This window comes from Micromonospora parva, from assembly GCF_040649675.1.
GTDB lineage: Bacteria > Actinomycetota > Actinomycetes > Mycobacteriales > Micromonosporaceae > Micromonospora > Micromonospora parva.
In genome coordinates, this window is sequence record NZ_JBEZFX010000003.1 from 563348 (window position 1) to 581616 (window position 18269).

The window sequence follows — 18269 nt, forward strand, 5'->3', positions numbered from 1 at the left end:
CCACAGCCGCAGAAAGTCAGACGGCGGCCAGCGCCTCGGTCGGTGAGAGGCGAGCGGCGCGCACGGCCGGGTAGAGGCCGGCGAAGCCGCCGATGATCAGCGTGGCACCCACCCCGCCGAGCATCGCCCAGGCCGGCACCACTGTCGGCCAGTGCTGCGACAGCGCGTATCCCGAGGTGACCAGGATGCCCAGCACCACCCCACCGATCCCGCCGAGCGCGGAGAGCAGCAGCGACTCGGCGAGGAACTGGGTCCGAACCTGACCACGGGTGGCCCCGAGTGACCGGCGTAGGCCGATCTCGGCTCGGCGTTCCAGCACCGAGATCACCATGGTGTTCGCCACACCGACCCCACCGACCAGCAGGGCGACCGCGCCCAGACCCAGCAACAGACCGGTGAACGCGTCGTCGGTCGCCTCGGCGGCGGCCAACGCGTCCGAGGGCCGGGACACCTCCACCTCGTTCGGCGCCTCCGGGTTGGCGGTCGCGCCGAGCACCGACCGGACCGCCTCGACCTGCGACTCCTCGGCCCGCGTGTAGACGATGGTGGGGTGGCCGTCGAAGCCCAGGTATTCGGTCGCCGCCGACCAGCCGATCAACGCCGAGGTGTCCAGCTCCGGGGCGAGAGGTGCGGCGGCGAGGGTTCCGACCACGGTGAACGGGCGTCCACCCAGCCACACCTGCACCTGCGGGTCGGCCGCGGTGATCCCGAGCCGCTGCGCCGCGGTGGCGCCGAGCACGACCGCCGGGTAGCGGGCGGTCGCCTCGTTGAGCCAGGTGCCGGTGGCCACCTCGGCCCCGACGGTGCCGAGCAGATCCAGCCCTGCCGCCCGGGTGGCGATGCCGCCGGTCTCCGCCGCCGGGATCCGGTCCGAGCGGTACACCTTGGCGTCGGAGACCTGCCCGGTCGCGGACACCTCGGTCACCGGGCCGATCCGCCCGATCATCGCGATTGACTCCTCGGGCAGTTGCGCGTCCGCACCAAACAGGGTGCTGCCCGGCTCGACGGTGAGCAGGTTGGTGCCGAGCGCGTCGAGCGCCCGGTCCAGTTCGGCCCGGGACGACGAGGAGATGCCGACCACCGCGATCATCGCGGCGATGCCGATCGCGATGCCCAACGCGGAGAGGAACGCCCGCAGCGGACGGGTCCGCAGCCCCACCCCGCCGACGCGCAGCACGTCCGCCGGTCCCAGGCGGGCCGGGGTCAGCGTCGCCATCAGCCGACCCCGTCCGACGTGCGGGCCGAGTCGTGTCGGACCGCGCCGTCGCGCATCCGCACCTGCCGGGGCAGGCTTGCCGCGATCTCCCGGTCGTGGGTGATCACCACGACGGTGGTCCCGGCCCGGTGCAGGTCGTGCAGCAGCTCCAACACCTCGGCACCGGAGTGGGAGTCCAGGTTGCCGGTCGGCTCGTCGGCGAGCAGCACCGCCGGCTCGCCGACCACCGCACGGGCCACGGCGACCCGCTGCCGTTCCCCGCCGGAGAGTTCGTGCGGCCGGTGCCCCAACCGGTGGCCCAGGCCAACCCGGACCAGCGCGGCCTCCGCACGGTCGCGCCGCCGCCGCAGCGGTACGCCGGAGTAGAGCAACCCGTCGGCGACGTTGTCCACCACCGGAACGCCCGGGGCGAGGTGGAACTGCTGGAACACGAAGCCGATCCGGGTGGCCCGCAACGCGGACAGCTCCCGGTCGGTCAGCTTCGCCGCGTCGTACCCGTCGATGAGCACGCTGCCCGACGACGGCCGGTCCAGGGTGCCGATCAGGTGCAGCATCGTCGACTTTCCCGACCCGGACGGGCCGACGATCGCTACCAACTCGCCGTGGCCGATCCGCAGCGACACGTCGTCCAGGGCGACGACGCCGCCGGCATACCGCTTGCTGACCCGGTCGAGCACGATCACCTCGCCGCTCACGTCGGCACCACCACCGTCGCGCCCTCGGTGAGGCCCGTGCCGGTGACCTCCACCCGCCCGCCGGCGAACAACCCGGTGGTCACCGCGAGGATCCGGCTCGTGCCACCCTCGGCGACCTGGACGCCGTAGCCGCCCTCGGCCAGAGCCAACAGCGCCGCCACCGGCACGGTGAGCACGTCGCGGCGCTCCGAGACGGTGAACGTGACGTCCGCGCTGGCCCGGTCGAACCCGGTGAGGGCCTTCGGATCGGTCACCGCGACGGTCACCTCGATCTTCGTCTCGGCGTCGCCGGACTGTCCGTTGGCACCAGCCGTACCGGCCTGGACGACCGTCTCGACAGTGCTGATCGTGCCCGCCACCGTCTGGCCGTCGGGCAGCCGCACGGAGACCTTCGCGTCGCGCCTGGCCAGCCGCTGGTCGTCCACGTCCAACTCGACTGTGACAACCCGGCTGGTGCCGGTGTAGGTCAGCACCGCCTGGCCGGGCTGTGTCAGGTCGCCGACGTCGGCCTGGTGGCCGTCCACCCGGACCTCCCGATCGGCGTACACGACGCGCCCCGGCTCGACCCGACCGGTCTCGGTCAGACCCAGGTCCTCCTGCCACTGCCGGACCGCGTCCGCGGTGGCGCCGGTGTACTCGTCGTCGACGGTGAAACCGGTGTAGCCCAGCGCGTCGAGGTTCCGCTCGAACTGCGCGACGTCGGACCCCTCCACCCCGGGGGCGAGGGTCCGGTACGCGGGCAGCCCGCCGTAGAGGAGCACCACCGCCTCGTTGTCGACCCGGTAGAGCGCCTTGCCCCGCCGTACCGTCGACCCGGTCGCCGCCAGCGCGGTGACGGTGCCGCTGAGCTTCGCCGTGGCGGTACGCGTGGTGCCGTACCCCAGCTCACCGTCGGCGGTCTCCGAGTCGGCGAGGGTCTGCCGGGTGACGGTGGCGGTGGCGGGTGGTGCGCTGCCGGCCTGGGCGCGTCCGCCGTCGGCACCGCCGCCGAAGCCCACCGCGGCGACCACGCCCACCGCCGCGACCAGCAGGACGATGCCTCCGGTGACGGCGGCGCGCAGCCGCGAGCGTCGGATCGTCACCGGTCACCCCCGAACTGCGGTGCGTGCTGCCGGCACTTCTCCAGCGCGGCCTTCATGGCCGGGTCGCCGATGTTGATCGCGTTGTCCCCCGCCCCGATCCGGACCCGTCCGTCGGCGTCCGGGTCCGGGAAGTCGGGCACCCCGTTCTCCCGCATGCACTTGGCGAGCGTGCGCATCCGCTCGGCCTGCTCGGGGTTGAGCTGCGGTCCCTGCCCGCCGTTGGGCAGCTTGTCCTGGCACTTCTCCATGGCCGCCTGGACCTTCTGCTGATCCACGTCAGCGCCGAACCGGAAGCCGGGACGGCCGCCCGCCTCCGGGTCGGGCAGGTCCACCCCGTTCTCCCGCATGCACCTGGCGAAGGCGAGCTGCCGGTCCGAGTCACTGACCGGCGTGCCGGTCGCCGTCGCGTCGGCCTTCGTCCCGCCGGCGGTAGCGACCCCGCCGCCGTCGTCACCTCCCGCGCCGCACCCGGACAGCGCCAGGGCGAGCAGGACGGGGATCGCAAGCAGATGTCGTCGCATGATGTCCACCTCCGCTCAGGTCCGGCGCGGTTCGCCGAACGTGGCACCCAGTGCACGGCAGCGCGCGTATCCCCGGCGTTACCGTCGGCGGTTATGCCGCCGTTACGGAGCCCCGAGCACCATTGAGGGGTGAGAGTGCTGGTGGTCGAGGACGAGAACGTGCTGGCGGACGCCATCGCCGAGTGGCTGCGCCGGGAGTCGTTCGCTGTCGACGTGGCGTACGACGGGGACGCCGCGTTGGAACGGCTCGGCGTCAACGAGTACGCGGTGGTGGTCCTGGACCGGGACCTGCCGGTGGTGCACGGCGACGACGTGTGCCGGGCGATCGTGGATGCGGGCGGGGAGACCCGGGTGCTGATGCTGACCGCGTCGGCGGCGGTCCGGGAGCGGGTGGCCGGGCTGGCGCTCGGCGCCGACGACTACCTGACCAAGCCCTTCGCCCTGGTTGAGCTATCGGCCCGGGTGCACGCGTTGACCCGCCGGTCTCGCCCGGCGGCGCCGCCGACGCTACGGCGCGCCGGCATCCAGCTCGACCCGGCCCGACACGAGGTACGCCGGGACGACCGGTACGTGGCGCTGTCCCGCAAGGAGTTCGCGGTGCTGGCCGAGCTGCTGCGTGCCGACGGCGCGGTGGTCTCCGCCGAGGACCTGCTGGAACGCGCCTGGGACGAGCACATCGACCCGTTCACGAACGTGGTCCGGGTGACAGTCATGAAGCTGCGCCGCAAACTCGGCGACCCGCCGGTGATCGAGACGGTGCCCGGGGCGGGGTACCAGATCCGATGAAACGCCTGACGATCCGCGCCCGGCTCACCCTCATCTACGGCGGGCTCTTCCTGCTGGCCGGCGTGGTCCTGCTCGCCGTCACGTACGTGCTGGTGGATCAGCGGATGCCGCAGCCGTTCGGGGTGAGCCTGCGCGACCTGCCGAGGACCACCCCCACGACGCCCAGCGGGCAGAACCTCGACAACCTGCGCGCCCTGGTGCAGGAGGTGCAGGACGAAGCGAAACGCAACGCGTTGGAGTCGCTGCTCACCCAGGGCGGCATCGCGTTGATAGTGGTGTCGACGGTGGCGATCGCGTTCGGCTGGTTGCTCGCCGGCCGGGCGTTGCAGCCACTGCACCAGATCACCGGCACGGCCCGCCGGATCGCCGGCGCGGACACCGCCGGCCGTGGTCTGCACGAGCGCATCGCGCTGACCGGCCCTCCCGACGAGGTACGCGAACTCGCCGACACGTTCGACGAGATGCTGGAACGACTGGACCGCTCCTTCGACGGGCAGCGCCGGTTCGTGGCGAACGCCTCGCACGAGCTGCGTACCCCGCTGGCGCTCAACCGCGCCCTGGTGGAGCTGGCGGTCACCCGCCCGGACGCCTCGGCCGAGACCCGGCGACTGGGTGAGTCGCTGCTGGCGGTCAACGAACGCCACGAGCGGCTGATCGACGGCCTGCTGACCCTGGCCGACTCGGAGAACGAGCTGACCGAGCGTGCGCCGGTCGACCTGGCCGAGGTCTGCGCGCACACCACCGATCAGGCCGGCGGGCAGGCACCCGGCGTGCGGGTACGGCGGGCGCTGGCCCCGGCGCCGACGAGCGGCGACCCGGTGCTGTTGGAGCGGCTCACGTTCAACCTGGTGGAGAACGCGTTGCGGCACAACCTGCCCGCCGACGGCTGGGTGGAGGTGCGTACCGGGCTGGTCGGAGGTCGGCCCACCCTCACGGTGACCAACACCGGCCCGGTCGTTCCCGGCTACGACGTGGAGACGATGTTCCAGCCCTTCCGGCGGCTGTCGCGGGAGCGGGTCGTCGGCGCGCGGGGCTTCGGGCTGGGGTTGTCCATCGTCCGCGCGGTGGCCCGCGCCCACGGTGGCATCGCCGAGGCGCAGCCCCGTCCGGGCGGCGGGCTGGTCGTCACCGTCACCCTGCCGCCGGCCTGACCGGCGACCCGACCTCAGCGGAAGAACGCGCGCAGGACGGTGGCGGTTTCGGTCTCCAGCACGCCGCCGTAGACCTCGGGGCGGTGGTTGAGCCGGCGGTCGCGCAGCACGTCCCAGAGCGATCCGGCCGCGCCGGTCTTGGGTTCCCAGGCGCCGAAGACGACGGTGGAGACCCGGGCGAGCACCAGCGCCCCGGCGCACATGGTGCACGGTTCGAGGGTGACCACCAGGGTGCAGCCGTCGAGCCGCCACCGGCCGGTGCGTTCGGCGCCTCGGCGCAGGGCCAGCACCTCGGCGTGCGCGGTGGGGTCCCCGGTCAACTCCCGTTCGTTGCGGCCGGTGGCCAGCTCGGTGCCGTCCGGGCCGTAGAGCACCGCCCCCACCGGCACGTCGTCGACGTCGGTGCTGACCGCGTCGTCGACCGGCGGACCGGCGACGGCGACCTCCAGGGCGCGGCGCATCCACAGTTCGTGCCGCTGCCGCCGGCCGATCTCACCAGTGTCGGCAAGGCCCTCGTGGGCACCGGGCCCGGCGCGGCCCACCGCACCGGGGGTGGGTTGGCCCGGCCGGATCGACTCCAGCGACGGATCGGTGGCGTCGGCCGGCTCAGACCTCACGCAGCTCCTCGACCTCGTCGGCGCAGCCGAGCACCTGGCAGATCTCGGCGGTGACGTCCGCCGGCATCATCCCCTCGTGGGTGCAGAGGGTCAGCAGCTTCTGCGCGGAGATGCCGAGGTTTGCCAGCAGGTCGGCGTCACCGACCGGGTCGGCCTCCGGGTCGACGACGGGCTGCTCGCTCTCGTCGTCGCCGGTGCTCGCCGGGCGGGGCTCGTCGTCACCGTCGAGCCCGGTGACCGAGGTCTTCAGGTCACCGACCAGCAGCGCCCCCAGCTGCGACTCCTCGGCGTACGCGGAGTCCGAACCGAACACCCGCAGGTCCTCGCCCTCGTCCAGGCGCAGGATCACCAGGTACGCGTCGTCGGCCTCGACGAAGAGCAGTGACACGTCGGCCTCCTGGTCGACGTCACGCAGCCGGTCGGCGACCTCGTCGATGTCGGTCGCGCCACGCAGGCTGACCTCGGCGGCGGTCCAGCCACTGTCGTCGCGCACCACGGCCGCAGCGAAGTACGACACGGTCCCCCCAATAGCCCTCGACACAGCGTCGACTCGTTACGCGTGCACGTTAGCCGGTCGGGTCGGCAGGCGACCCGTCAACGCCCCGAAGGGCGGGTCATTCCTGACAAAGTCGAATCAGCCGACGACTCGACGGCGGGTGGCGATGAGTTGCCGCAGACGCTCGGTGCGCTGCCGCTGTGGTCGGCTGCGCTGGCGGACCGCCCGGGCACCCGCCAGCTCGGCCAGCAACTGCAGGCGGCGGCGGCTGCGATCGGGATCCTGTCGCGGAGTGGTCCAGACCATAGTGCCGAGCGTGCCGAGTCTGGGCGGCCACGTCAAGACGGCGTTCGCTACGCAGCCAACCGGGCACGCGGCGCAGTCAACCGGGCGACGTTCCGGGGCCGGTCCGTGCTGGTCACCACAGCGGCCAGTCACCACTGGTGGCCCAGCGGACCGCCACCACGGCGGCGGCGATGCTCCAGCCACCGGCCGTGACGATGGCGACCCCGGTGGCCACCCCCCGGTCGCCGTAGCGGACCAGCACCAGGGCGGTGACCCAGGCCAGCAGGCCGGCGAACACCGTCCACCAGGCGTAGCTGGCCACGTCGGTGCCGAGCAGGCCGAACAGCAGCAACCAACCGGCTGCCGCGCCACCACCGGCGGCGACGCCACCGCCGGTGACCGGGTGCGGCTCGCGGTAGGTGGGTCGGGTCGGAGGACCGGAGGGGAAGAGACCCGACGGGGTACGCGGCATCGGGCGGGCGGCACCGAAGTCCGGGCCAGGTTCGGGTCGGGCAAAGGTCACCGTCGCTGCCCTCCCTCACGCGTGCCGCTCGTGCCCACGGTACCGGCTCTGCCAGGATGACCGGATGGCCTCGCCGACGATCAGCCGCCGCGCTCGTCCGGCGTACCCCATCATGCTGCTGCTCGCCCCGGTGCTGGCCGCCGGTTGCGCGACCACCCGGCCGGGGGTGCCCGACGGCGCCGCGCCGACGCCACCGGCGGTCTGGGCGACAGCCGACCAGCCGGCGTCGCAGCCGCCGTCGCCGGCGGCGACCGACCCGAGCCCGCCGGCGCCGTCGTCGGCCACGCCGTCGGCGACGGCACCCCGCGTCGGGCTGAAGCATGTCTTTCCGGTACGCGCCGACAACGTCGACTACCACCCGACGCACGGGGCGTACCCGGCGACGGACCTCTTCGCCGACTGCGGCGAGCCGTTCGTGGCGGTGACCGACGGGACGGTGCTGGAGGTGAGCCGCGTCGACCGGTACCGCAAGCGCGGGCCACAGGGCCCGGACAACGGCGGCCTGTCGGTCTCCCTGCTCGGCGACGACGGGGTGCGGTACTACGGCTCGCACCTGAGCGCCGTGACCAGCGGTGTCGACGCCGGGGTGCGGGTCCGCGCCGGGCAGCAGCTCGGCAAGGTGGGCCGCACGGGCAACGCGAACAACGTCTGCCACGTGCACTTCGGCATCTCGCCGGGGTGCACCGGTAAGGACGGCTGGTGGATCCGGCGTGGGGTGATCTGGCCGGCGCGTTACCTGGACTCCTGGCGGCGCGGCGGCAACCGGGAGCCGGCCGCCGAGGTCACCGCGTGGCAACGCCGGCACGGCTGCCCGAAGGCGCCCTGACATGGCTCGCGCGAGAGATCCCATCGCCGACCTGCGCCGGATCGCGTTCCTTCTGGAACGGGCCAACGAGGCCACCTACCGGGTACGCGCGTTCCGGTCGGCGGCGAAGGCGTTGGCCGGCCTACCCGCGGCCGAGCTGACCGAACGGGCCGGCAACGGCACGCTCACCGAGCTGGCCGGGGTCGGTGACGTGACGGCCCGCTGTGTGGCGGAGTCCCTCGCCGGTGAGGAGCCGGTCTACCTGCGCCGGCTGGTGGCGACCGAGGGCAGCGACCTGGACGCCGAGGCCACGGCGCTGCGCGCCGCCCTGCGCGGCGACTGCCACACCCATTCGGACTGGTCCGACGGCGGTTCGCCCATCGAGGAGATGGCGTTGGCCGCGGTGGAGTTGGGCCACGAGTATCTGGTGCTGACCGACCACTCGCCCCGGCTGACGGTGGCCCGGGGGCTGACCGCGGCCCGGCTGCGCCAGCAGCTCGACCATGTGGCGCAGGTCAACGCGGCGCTGCCCGAGGGTTTCCGGATCCTCACCGGGATCGAGGTGGACATCCTCGCTGACGGCTCCCTGGACCAGGACGACGACCTGCTGGCGCGCCTCGATGTGGTGGTCGGGTCGGTGCACAGCGGGCTGAAGGACGAGCGGTCGAAGATGACCCGGCGCATGGTGAAGGCGGTTGCCAACCCGCACCTGGACATCCTCGGCCACGTCACCGGCCGGATGGTGTCGTCCCGGCCCGCCGGGGTGACCGGTCCGGGCGATCGGGGGCACCGGGCGCGTACCCGGGCGGAGAGCGACTTCGACGCGGACGCCGTCTTCGCCGCCTGCGCCGAGCACGACACCGCCGTCGAGATCAACTCTCGGCCGGAGCGGCAGGACCCACCGAAGCGTCTGATCCGCCGCGCGTTGGAGGCCGGCTGCCGGTTCGCCATCAACACCGATGCGCACGCGCCCGGCCAGCTCGACTGGCAGCGGTTCGGCTGCGAACGCGCGGCACTGTGCGGTGTCCCCGCCGACCGGGTGGTCAACACGTGGTCGGCGGAGCAACTGGTGGCCTGGACGCACGACCGGCGCTGATCCACTCGCGTTTCTGGACATCGGGGTGTCCGGGTCCGCCGGACACCCCGATTTCTGAAAAGCCGTGTCGATCAGGTGGTCGCTCAGCGGCGGGCGGGTTCGGCGGCCGGGGTGGCGGGTGCGCCGACGCCGACCACCGGGCTGGTCCGGCGGCGACTGAACATCCCCTGCGAGACCGCGACCCCGAGCAGCACGATCAGCGCGCCGACCGGTTGGTGCCAGTTGAGTCGTTCGTCGAGCGCCACGGCACCGATCAGCACCGCGAAGATCGGGATCAGGTACGTGACGGTGGACGCGGTGCTCGCGCCGGCCACCCGGATGTTGCGCATGTTGATCACGAACGCGAGGCCGGTGCCGAGCGCGCCGAGGGTCAGCACGCTCGCCACCACCCCCGCCGAAAGCTCGGTGGGCAGCGGCGGCAGGCCGGCGACGAAGGGGGTGACGATTGCCAACTGCGCGGCGGCGAGCAGCAGTTGCGCGGTGGAGAGCGACAGACCCGAGTGCGTGCTGCCGGCGACGAACCGCTTCTGGTACGGGATGGCCACGCCGTAGCAGGCCGCCGCGCCGAAGCACATGAGCTGCCCGACGAAGTGGGCCCCGCCGATGCCCTCCCAGACCCCGAGCACCACCAGCACCCCGACGAAACCGAGCCCGAGCCCGACCGCCCGGCGCACCGTGAGCCGCTCGGTGCGGAAGACCAGCACCGCCAGCGGCAGCACGATCAACGGGGTGGTGGCGTTCCAGATGCCGGCCAGCATCGACTCGACCCGCTGCTCCCCGTAACCGAAGAGGGTGAACGGCACTGACACGCCGAAGGCGGCGACGACGGTCAGGTGCGCCCAGACCCGGGGCTCGCGGGGCAGTCGGTCGCGGAGCACGGCGAGGACCACCAGCAGAGTCAGCGCCCCGGCGAGGACCCGGTAGAGGGTGAGTTGAACAGGGTGCAGCTCGGCCACCCCGACCTTGATGAACAGGAAACTGGAGCCCCAGATCGCGGCGAGGGCGACGAAGCCGGGCAGCCAGGCGCGGACCGGCGCTTTGTCAGGAGTGGTATCGGTGGTCACCCCTGACACTCTGCCGTAACCGTACGACAAAGTCGCGCGCCTTTCGGCCGTCACGCCGTGCCCGAACCCGCAGCTCGAACACAACAAACGTCGGCGACGAAGCGGTGGGGCGGTCACGTAGTGTCGCAGCGTGGGACGAATTGATGAACTCGCCAACCGCTACGTGGCCGAGTGGGCGCCGTTGAGCCCCACCGGCGCGACCTTCGTCGGCATCGCCGGCCATGACGATCAGCTCGACGACCTGTCGCCCGACGGCTACCGGGCCCGCGCGGACCTCACCCGCCGGACGCTCGCCGAGCTGGAGGTGACCGAGCCGGAGACCGAATCGGAACGGACCGCCAAGGAGGCCATGCAGGAACGACTCGGCCTGGATCTCGCCCGGTACGACGCCGGCGAGGTGACCAGCGAGGTCAGTGTGATCACCAGCGGGCTGCACGAGATCCGCATGGTGTTCGACCTGATGCCCACCGCGACCAGCGACGACCAGGCCAACATCGCCGCCCGGCTCAACGGTTTCGGCGCCGCCCTGGAGGGCTACAAGACCACCCTGCGCGAGGCGCTCGCCGCCGGTGCGGTCAGCTCGAAGGTGCAGTTGGTCGAGGTGGCCAAGCAGTGCGACATCTGGGTCGACCCGACCGGTGACAACTTCTTCCACGGGCTGGTCGAGCGGCTGGGAGCGGAGGGCACGCTCGGCTCGGAGCTGCGTCGGGGCGCGGCATCGGCGACGGCGGCGACCGCCGAGTTCGGCCAGTTCCTGCGTACCGAGCTGGCCCCGCACGGGCGGGACAAGCAGGCCGCCGGCCGGGAGCGCTACGAACTCGCCTCTCAGTACTTCCTCGGCGCCAAGGTCGACCTGGACGAGACGTACGCCTGGGGTTTCGCGGAGCTGGCCCGGCTGGAGGAGGAGATGCGCGTCGTGGCGGGGCGCATCGCCGGCTCCGGTGCCACAGTCGACGAGGCAGTGGCCCGGTTGGACGCCGACCCGGCCCGGACCATCCAGGGCAAGGAGGCGTTCCGGGACTGGATGCAGGCGCTGGCCGACAAGGCGATCACCGAACTGCACGGCACCCACTTCGACATCCCGGAGCAGGTCCGCCACATCGAGTGCTGCCTCGCCCCGACCAGCGACGGCGCCATCTACTACACCGGCCCCAGTGAGGACTTCTCCCGCCCGGGTCGGATGTGGTGGGCGGTGCCGCAGGGCATCACCGACTTCTCCACCTGGCGGGAGGTGACCACGGTCTACCACGAGGGCGTGCCCGGTCACCACCTCCAGGTGGCGCAGACCGCCGTCCGGGCCGACCTGCTCAACCGCTGGCAGCGGCTGCTCTGCTGGGTCTCCGGGCACGGCGAGGGCTGGGCGCTCTACTCGGAGCGGCTGATGGACGAGCTGGGTTACCTGGACGACCCGGGCGACAAGCTCGGCATGCTCGACGGCCAGGCGATGCGCGCGGCACGGGTGATCGTGGACATCGGCATGCACCTGGAGCTGGAGATCCCGAAGGACAACCCCTTCGGCTTCCACCCGGGCGAGCGGTGGACGCCCGAGCTGGGCTGGGAGTTCATGCGGGCGCACTGCCGGGTCCCGGACGAGAACCTGCGCTTCGAGCTGAACCGCTACCTCGGTTGGCCGGGGCAGGCGCCGTCGTACAAGGTGGGTGAGCGGATCTGGTTGCAGGCCCGCGAGGACGCCAAGGCCCGCAAGGGTGCCGACTTCGACCTGCGGGAGTTCCACCGGCAGGCGTTGGACCTGGGTGCGCTGGGTCTCGACCCGCTGCGTCGGGCGCTGGCCCGGCTCTGAGTCGCTGACGGCTCGGGTGCTGGCGGTTCGTCGTACCGCCAGCACCCGGAGCCATCGGGACGGTTGTCGTTCAGCCGAGTGCCAGCGCCAACGAGGGCCGGGCGGTCAGCGTGTCACTGGTGACGAACGCCAGATCGATGACCGGGTCGGTGAACGTGATCGAGATCGGCAGGGTGACCGGGATCCCGTCCGGCAACGGCAGGTCCGGGGTCAGAGTGAGCTTGATGCCGAGCAGCTTGCCGACGAACCGGGTGGAGTAGAAGGCCACGTCACCGCGGACGGTCAGCCGGTCGGTCTTGTATCGCTGGGTGCGCCCGTCGGGGCCGTCGGCGACCAGCAGGAAGTCGTCGGTCACCGCCTCCCGCATGCTGAACTTCAGCACCTTGAGGCTGCCCTTCTCGGTCTGCAGATCGGTGGTCCCGTCGAACCGCAGCCCGGTCATGGTGACCTTGGAGCCGGTGAGCTTGGACGGCGTCTCGCCCACCATCGGCAGATTCGGGTCGGCCGCGATGCGGGGCAGCGGCTTGCCCGGCTCCGCTTTGTCCGGCTTGTCGGGCGTCGTGGCCCCGGGCTTACCTGACCCGCCCGGGTTCGGTGACGGGCAGGCCGTGGACCCGGGACGGGCCGTCGGCGTGACTGTCGGCTTCGCCGACGGGTTGGCGGTCGGGGTGGCCGACGGCGTCGCGGTCTTCTCGTCGCGTCCACCGTTGAACAGGTCCCCGATTCCATCCAGGATGTCGGTGATGATGTTGCCGTCCCGCTCCGGGCTGACGCTCGGTGTCAGGGTCGGCGTCCTGGTGGGAGTGGAGGGGCTGCGCGACGGCGTGACGGACCGGGACGGGGTCGGGCAGGCGGTCGCGGCGGGTCGGGTCGGTGCGGCCTGCACCGCTCCCGGCTGGGTGGCCAGGCCGGCCGCGGCGAGGCCCAGCACCAGCAGCGCGACTCCGAACACCCGCGGATCAGCAGGACGTCCCGGCCACTCGGGGGGTGCGCCCGCGTCGGTCGCGTCGCTCGCCGGGCGGTCCACCGGTTCGCCGGCCGCGTCGGTCTGCCCGACTCCGATCCGCTCCGTGTCGAGCCGCTCGACTCCGCGCTGCTCCGCGCCAGGCTGATCCGCGTCTGCCTGATCCGTGCCGCGCTGATCCGCGTCTGCCTGATCCGCATCGATTTGTTCGGCGAGGGGCAGTTCGGTGTCGGACAGGTCGGCAGCGGCTGGCGCGGGTCGGGTCGGGGTCCAGGCGAAGGCGAGCGCGCTGCCGACGATGCCGAGCAGAAGACCGACGAAGAAGCCGCCGAGGTTGAGCCCGATCAGCGAATAGACCGTGGTGACCGCCGCGACGACCGAGTAGAACAGCCGCTGCGCCGGGCTCAAACAGAGCAGCAGGGCGCAGGTCACCAGGATGACCGGGATCAGGAGCGAGAGCAGACCGGTGGCTCCGCTGTGGAAGCTCAGGCCGTTGATCGTCATCCGGGTGGAGGCGAACATCTCCACCCCGGCCAGGGCGACGAAGAGGCCTCCCCAGAACGGTCGGCTCCGCTGCCAGCGGCGGAAGGTCTGCCACGCCTGGGCCGTGCCGCCGGGCCGGGCGTGGGACGCGTTGGCGGTTGTCACGTACTCCTCCTGGCGGAGCGGGGACGGGGAAGGGGACGGCACCCCCGGTGGTCGGCCACCGCGGGCCCGACTCACCTCAGAAGCACTCCTTGCCCTTGGCCTCGTCGCCCACGTTGACCTTCAACCGGAGTCCGACCAGGTTGAAGGTGGCCGCCGTGGTGTACCGGGACACCTGCTGCAGGTTCGTGATGCTGACGTGGTCGGAGTTCTGGCCGAATGAGCCCTTCTGCGCTGTCGCGTTCAGGTCGCTCGCGTCCCGGCCAATCTTGATGTTGGTGAACGTCGCGTTGCCGTCGAGCGAGTCCATGGCGATCAGCAGGTCCTTGGCCCGGGCGGGCTCCTTGCCCTCACCGGCGTTGATGGTGAGCACCACGGGCAGGCCGGGCAGGTCGGAGCGGATGGACTGGCAGAGGTTGTAGAGCTCCGCGCTGCTGATTTCGGCGACGGCGATCGGGTGGGTCTTGCCGTCCTCACCCTTCTCGCGGACGACGCCGCCGTACTGCTTGAAGCCGTCGCCCTCGAGGCGCGCCGCGCCGATCTTGAACGTCTGTCCGGACACGGTGACGTCGGACGCGATGGCGCCGGTCGACATGCCGAACAGGATGGCGCCGACGGCGGCGGTGGCGGGGACCGCCATGGCGGCGAACCGCCGCCAACGGGTACGGCCCTGATCCTCAAAGCGATCCTGCACGGGTTCCTCCTCAGGTGGCCGGTCCCGGACTGGCGGCCTCGCACCGGGCACGTCATGTGTTACCGGCGGGTAACGATCGAGCCTGATCGTGCACCCGTTGCGGCGCGACTCACAACCCCCTGACCATCCGGCGGTAACAGGAGGGCGATCCAACAGACGGTCGACGTCACGATTCGTGGAACTACCTGTGTGGACAGAAGCCTCGGCAGGCGACAAAGGCGGCACAACCCCGCCCCCCGACAGCAGAGAGTCGCAGGGCATCGAGGAATTACAATTAGGTAACGGATGTAAAGTACGCAGGCTGCGGAGAGCCGTTCGGCTCGTCCTCTCGCCCGAACATCCAGGCGATCCCGGAGACAGCAGGACCCCACCGAGCGGCCCGAGGTCCTAGGGTTTCGGCGTGCATCTGAACGACGTGCGACGCGACTGGACCAAGCTCGGAGCTGAAGATCCGCTCTGGGCCGTACTCGTCGAGCCCGGCAAACGCGGCGGACGGTGGGACGTCGGGGAGTTCCTGGCCACCGGCCGCACCGACGTCGAGGAGACGACCGGCCAACTTCGCCAACTCGGCCTGCCCACCCGCTGGGAGCGGGTGCTCGACTTCGGCTGCGGCGTCGGGCGACTGTCGCAGGCACTCGCCCCACACGCGGACGAGGTCGTCGGTGTGGACATCGCTCCGACGATGCTGGAGACCGCCCGGCGACTGAACCAGAGCGCCGAGAACATCCGGTTCGTCCTCAACGACGCACCGGACCTGAGCCAGTTCCCCGACGGTCACTTCGACCTGGTCTACAGCGCCCTGGTGCTGCAACACCTACCGCGCCCCGCCATCGATCGCTATCTGGCCGAGTTCCTGCGCGTGTTGCGGCCAGGCGGCACCGCCGTCGTGGGATTCCCCACCGAACCGGCGCACACGGCCAGGGGCATCGTCTGGCATCTGGCGCCGGCCCGCCTGATCAGCTGGGCACAGCGTCACCTGCTCAATTACCCGGCGCCGATGAAGATGACGGTCGTACCGCACGCCGACATGGTGCAGCTCATGGCCGCACACGACGGGGAGATCGTCGGGCGGTGGCGCGATCGGCTGTACAGCGAAGACTGGGTCTGCACGCGGTACGCCGTGCGCCACGCAGGGCATCCGAGGCAGACGCCGCCTCACGACTGAGGGGTGGACCGCACCCGCGGTCCACCCCTCGAACGTGCATCGCGTCGTACCCGTCTAGCGCTGCTCGACCTCGCCGTGCGCCGGACGCTGGGTCGGCACCGTCGGGTCCTCGGACTTCCAGTTCGTCGACGCCGGCGGGATCTCGTCGGTCAGTGGACCGCCTGCGGGCTCGGTCCGGGGCTGCTCGGCGGTCTCCGCGTCGCGTACCGGCTCCTGGTCCACCCGGGTACGGGTCGGGTCGGTGCCGGGTGCCACAGCCGCGTCGGCGCGGTGCCGGGCGGCACCGTCGTCGTTCCGCATCACCAGCCACACGCCGACGACGAGGGCGATCAGACCAAGGACACCGGCGGCGATCGGGCCCCAGAAACTGATCAGGCCGATCTTGAAGCGGTTGTCCTTGACCGTCTCGACACTGCGGCTGACCGTGTCGTCGTTGTAGTTGAAGTCCGCGTCCAGCAGCACCGTGGCGGTGCCGGTGTCCGGGCGCAACTCCTTCTTCTGCTGTTCCCGGACGTTCACGTAGGAGCCCGTCACCGGGTCGACCCAGAGCGTACGGGTGTTGCTGTAGACGATCTGACCGCTGGTGGCGGTGGGGGCGAACCTGCCGAGCAGCGGCTTGAGGCTCGCCTCCGGGGTGTTGAGCGCCTCGTTCTCGATGCGCTGCTCGAAGCGGTACGCCTCGATGCCCTTGATCTTTTCGGTGCCGACGAACTTCGCCGGGACGGCCCGCTTCAGGTCACGGTCGAAAACCTGGTAGTCCCGCTTGTCGGTGCCGAACGGGAACTTGTAGATCTGGCCGGAGTAGGTCACGTTCCCGACCGGAGTCTGCTCCGCGCCGCTCTCGTTGAGCCACTGCTCCTTCCACGGGGCGGCCGCGCCGGAGATCCGGTCGAGAGCCAGCTCGGTGCTGTACTGGCTGACCACATCAGGGGTGTCGGCACGCCTGACGGTCTGGTAGACGTCCCAGATCACCGCGTCGCCCTTGAGGTCCTCGGGTAGCCGGTCCCTCGTGTCGTCCGGCTGAGGAATGACCTCGACGCTGGAGACGAGGTCACCTTGCAGGACCTCGATGCTCACCGACTCGCCGACGCGAGTGATCTTCAGGAACTTGGCGTTCTTTGCCTCCGCGACGGACGTCGTTGGTTCAAGGTCATACGGGAGCTTGGTCACGGAAGGGGCCACGTAGAACGGCAGCCCAGCCGCGAAGACCAGCAACAAAACACCGAGCCCGAAGAGCGCGGCGCCCACGCGAAGCTTCACTCATCCTCCTGTAGCCTGCCGCCCTACGACCTGTTGTCCGGGGCACCCGATCCTTAACATGGCGGGAGGTTACTCCCCGGTCACCTTCAAAGCGACCCCCTGGATGTCCAGATGTCCACAGCCGCCGCGCCAACAATTCCGCAGACTTCGGTTACCGACCGACTCCCCGCACTCGACGCGCTGCGAGCAATTGGCGCCGTGGCGGTCGTCGGTCACCACATCGGGTTCCAGACCGCTGCCACCATGAACACCCCGTGGGGCGGTTGGCTGGCTCGGCTCGACGTCGGCGTTGCCATCTTCTTCGTGCTCTCCGGATTCCTGCTGTTCCGACCGTGGGCCCTGAACGCCGCGACGGGACAGGCCCGACCGCGCGCCGGGCGGTACCTCTGGCGGCGGGCGCTACGAATCCTGCCCGCCTACTGGCTGGCGGTGCTGGTCTGCCTGATCGTCCTGCCGCAGAATCGGCCGGCGTCCGCCGGTGACTGGATTCGCCATCTCACCTTCACCCAGATCTACGAGCCGGGCCAGTTGCGCTCCGGGCTCAGCCAGACCTGGAGTCTCGCCACCGAGGTCGCGTTCTACCTGATCCTGCCGCTGATCGCCGTGCTCGCTGTTGGTCGGTCGTGGCGTCCCGTCCGAACCGTCGTGATCGTCTGCGGGGGTTTGTTGGTGACCGCCGGATGGCTCGCGCTGCTGGGGATCGGCTGGCTCAGCAATGGCCTGCACACCATGTGGCTCCCCTCGTACGCGGCCTGGTTCGGCGCGGGGATGGCCCTGGCGGCGGCGCACGTCGCCCTGCGCACCGGGACCGCGCCCGCCGCCTTCCGCGTACTGGACGACCTCGCTTCGGCGCCGATTGCCTGCTGGGCAGCGGCGGTCGCCCTGATGGCGATCGCGACGACGCCCATCGCCGGACCCCGCGACCTCACCGGTCCGACAGCCGCCGAGTTCGCGGTCAAGCTGGCCCTGTACCTCGCGATCGCGACGCTGATCCTGATCCCGGTGGCCTTCGGCGGGCGGACGCGGGCCAAGGAAATCTTCGCCGCCGAGTCGGCCCGATGGCTCGGCACCGTCTCGTACGGGCTGTTCCTGTGGCACCCGCTGGTCATCGAACTCATCTACCTGATCGACGACCGACCGCTCTTCACCGGCGGACTGTTCAACACCTTCGCACTCACCATGGTCTTCGGCCTGATGTACGCCACCGTCAGCTACTACGGCGTCGAGCGGCCCCTGCAGGTGCTCGGATCGCAACGTCGGAAGCGACCGGCCAGGCGCGGGCAGGCGTCCGGCACACCCACCGTCGACGTGGCCGCACCGGCCGTCGCGGCGCCGACGGTCACGCCGGCACCCACTGTCGGCACGTAACGCCAGTCGATCAGCGCTGCCCCATCAGGGCATTG

The 18269-nt window shown here is 71.3% G+C and carries 19 protein-coding genes; 7 read left to right on the top strand and 12 right to left on the bottom strand.

Annotated features, from left to right (window positions below; translation table 11 throughout):
• Positions 1-16: 16 nt before the first annotated feature.
• From AB0C03_RS11130 to AB0C03_RS11145, 4 genes are read right to left on the bottom strand one after another with little or no spacing between them, the layout of a single operon-like run.
• Positions 17-1216, bottom strand: a complete 1200-nt coding sequence (locus AB0C03_RS11130) for an ABC transporter permease (RefSeq protein WP_030328149.1) — start codon at positions 1214-1216, stop codon at positions 17-19.
• Positions 1216-1899, bottom strand: coding sequence for an ABC transporter ATP-binding protein (locus AB0C03_RS11135; RefSeq protein ID WP_209444469.1), 684 nt, complete (start codon positions 1897-1899; stop codon positions 1216-1218). The genes AB0C03_RS11130 and AB0C03_RS11135 overlap by 1 nt, the downstream gene beginning before the upstream one ends.
• Positions 1900-1907: 8 nt before the next feature.
• A complete protein-coding gene (locus AB0C03_RS11140) occupies positions 1908-2993 on the bottom strand; it encodes an efflux RND transporter periplasmic adaptor subunit (RefSeq protein ID WP_357636171.1) in 1086 nt (361 codons plus the stop codon).
• Positions 2990-3514 (bottom strand): hypothetical protein, encoded by a 525-nt coding sequence (locus tag AB0C03_RS11145; protein WP_030328154.1) that lies wholly within the window; start codon positions 3512-3514, stop codon positions 2990-2992. Before AB0C03_RS11145 ends, AB0C03_RS11140 begins: the two co-directional genes overlap by 4 nt.
• A gap of 129 nt (positions 3515-3643) precedes the next feature.
• Between AB0C03_RS11145 and AB0C03_RS11150 the strand changes: the two genes are divergently transcribed.
• Both AB0C03_RS11150 and AB0C03_RS11155 read left to right on the top strand, forming a co-directional pair.
• Positions 3644-4300, top strand: a complete 657-nt coding sequence (locus tag AB0C03_RS11150; RefSeq protein ID WP_030328157.1) for a response regulator transcription factor — start codon at positions 3644-3646, stop codon at positions 4298-4300.
• A complete protein-coding gene (locus AB0C03_RS11155; RefSeq protein ID WP_357636176.1) occupies positions 4297-5451 on the top strand; it encodes a sensor histidine kinase in 1155 nt (384 codons plus the stop codon). Before AB0C03_RS11150 ends, AB0C03_RS11155 begins: the two co-directional genes overlap by 4 nt.
• Before the next feature lie 14 nt (positions 5452-5465).
• Here AB0C03_RS11155 and AB0C03_RS11160 read toward each other — a convergent pair whose 3' ends face one another.
• The 4 genes from AB0C03_RS11160 to AB0C03_RS11175 form a co-directional block, all read right to left on the bottom strand.
• A complete protein-coding gene (locus AB0C03_RS11160; protein ID WP_209444471.1) occupies positions 5466-5912 on the bottom strand; it encodes a nucleoside deaminase in 447 nt (148 codons plus the stop codon).
• Positions 5913-6057: 145 nt separating this feature from the next.
• Positions 6058-6585 carry a tRNA adenosine deaminase-associated protein gene (locus AB0C03_RS11165; RefSeq protein ID WP_030328163.1) on the bottom strand — a complete coding sequence of 176 codons (528 nt, stop codon included), beginning with the start codon at positions 6583-6585 and terminating at the stop codon, positions 6058-6060.
• Between the two features lie 117 nt (positions 6586-6702).
• A complete protein-coding gene (locus AB0C03_RS11170) occupies positions 6703-6870 on the bottom strand; it encodes a hypothetical protein (protein ID WP_167337265.1) in 168 nt (55 codons plus the stop codon).
• 112 nt (positions 6871-6982) lie between these two features.
• Positions 6983-7321, bottom strand: coding sequence for a hypothetical protein (locus tag AB0C03_RS11175; RefSeq protein ID WP_030328166.1), 339 nt, complete (start codon positions 7319-7321; stop codon positions 6983-6985).
• 115 nt (positions 7322-7436) lie between these two features.
• On the opposite strand from AB0C03_RS11175, the gene AB0C03_RS11180 reads away from it, so the two are divergent.
• The gene (locus AB0C03_RS11180) at positions 7437-8198 is read left to right on the top strand and encodes a M23 family metallopeptidase (RefSeq protein WP_357636179.1); all 762 of its coding nucleotides are present in this window, start codon (positions 7437-7439) and stop codon (positions 8196-8198) included.
• A 1-nt stretch (position 8199) separates the two neighbouring features.
• Positions 8200-9273 carry a PHP domain-containing protein gene (locus AB0C03_RS11185; RefSeq protein WP_030328170.1) on the top strand — a complete coding sequence of 358 codons (1074 nt, stop codon included), beginning with the start codon at positions 8200-8202 and terminating at the stop codon, positions 9271-9273.
• 83 nt (positions 9274-9356) lie between these two features.
• Here the strand turns inward: AB0C03_RS11185 and AB0C03_RS11190 are convergent, their stop codons facing one another.
• Positions 9357-10337: a DMT family transporter gene (locus AB0C03_RS11190; protein ID WP_209444463.1), complete on the bottom strand. Its 981-nt coding sequence runs from the start codon at positions 10335-10337 to the stop codon at positions 9357-9359.
• A gap of 130 nt (positions 10338-10467) precedes the next feature.
• Between AB0C03_RS11190 and AB0C03_RS11195 the strand changes: the two genes are divergently transcribed.
• Complete coding sequence (locus AB0C03_RS11195) at positions 10468-12138, top strand: DUF885 domain-containing protein (RefSeq protein WP_357636183.1); 1671 nt, start codon at positions 10468-10470, stop codon at positions 12136-12138.
• Between the two features lie 70 nt (positions 12139-12208).
• Here AB0C03_RS11195 and AB0C03_RS11200 read toward each other — a convergent pair whose 3' ends face one another.
• Positions 12209-13750 carry a DUF6114 domain-containing protein gene (locus tag AB0C03_RS11200; protein WP_357636186.1) on the bottom strand — a complete coding sequence of 514 codons (1542 nt, stop codon included), beginning with the start codon at positions 13748-13750 and terminating at the stop codon, positions 12209-12211.
• A 76-nt stretch (positions 13751-13826) separates the two neighbouring features.
• On the bottom strand, positions 13827-14441 hold the full coding sequence (locus AB0C03_RS11205; RefSeq protein WP_210864910.1) for a DUF6230 family protein: 615 nt from the start codon (positions 14439-14441) through the stop codon (positions 13827-13829).
• Positions 14442-14841: 400 nt separating this feature from the next.
• Between AB0C03_RS11205 and AB0C03_RS11210 the strand changes: the two genes are divergently transcribed.
• Complete coding sequence (locus tag AB0C03_RS11210) at positions 14842-15606, top strand: class I SAM-dependent methyltransferase (protein ID WP_210858315.1); 765 nt, start codon at positions 14842-14844, stop codon at positions 15604-15606.
• Positions 15607-15660: 54 nt separating this feature from the next.
• Here AB0C03_RS11210 and pgfA read toward each other — a convergent pair whose 3' ends face one another.
• Positions 15661-16866, bottom strand: a complete 1206-nt coding sequence (pgfA, locus tag AB0C03_RS11215; RefSeq protein ID WP_210864912.1) for a cell envelope lipid trafficking protein PgfA — start codon at positions 16864-16866, stop codon at positions 15661-15663.
• Between the two features lie 111 nt (positions 16867-16977).
• On the opposite strand from pgfA, the gene AB0C03_RS11220 reads away from it, so the two are divergent.
• On the top strand, positions 16978-18234 hold the full coding sequence (locus AB0C03_RS11220; RefSeq protein WP_210858311.1) for an acyltransferase family protein: 1257 nt from the start codon (positions 16978-16980) through the stop codon (positions 18232-18234).
• Positions 18235-18269 lie beyond the last annotated feature (35 nt).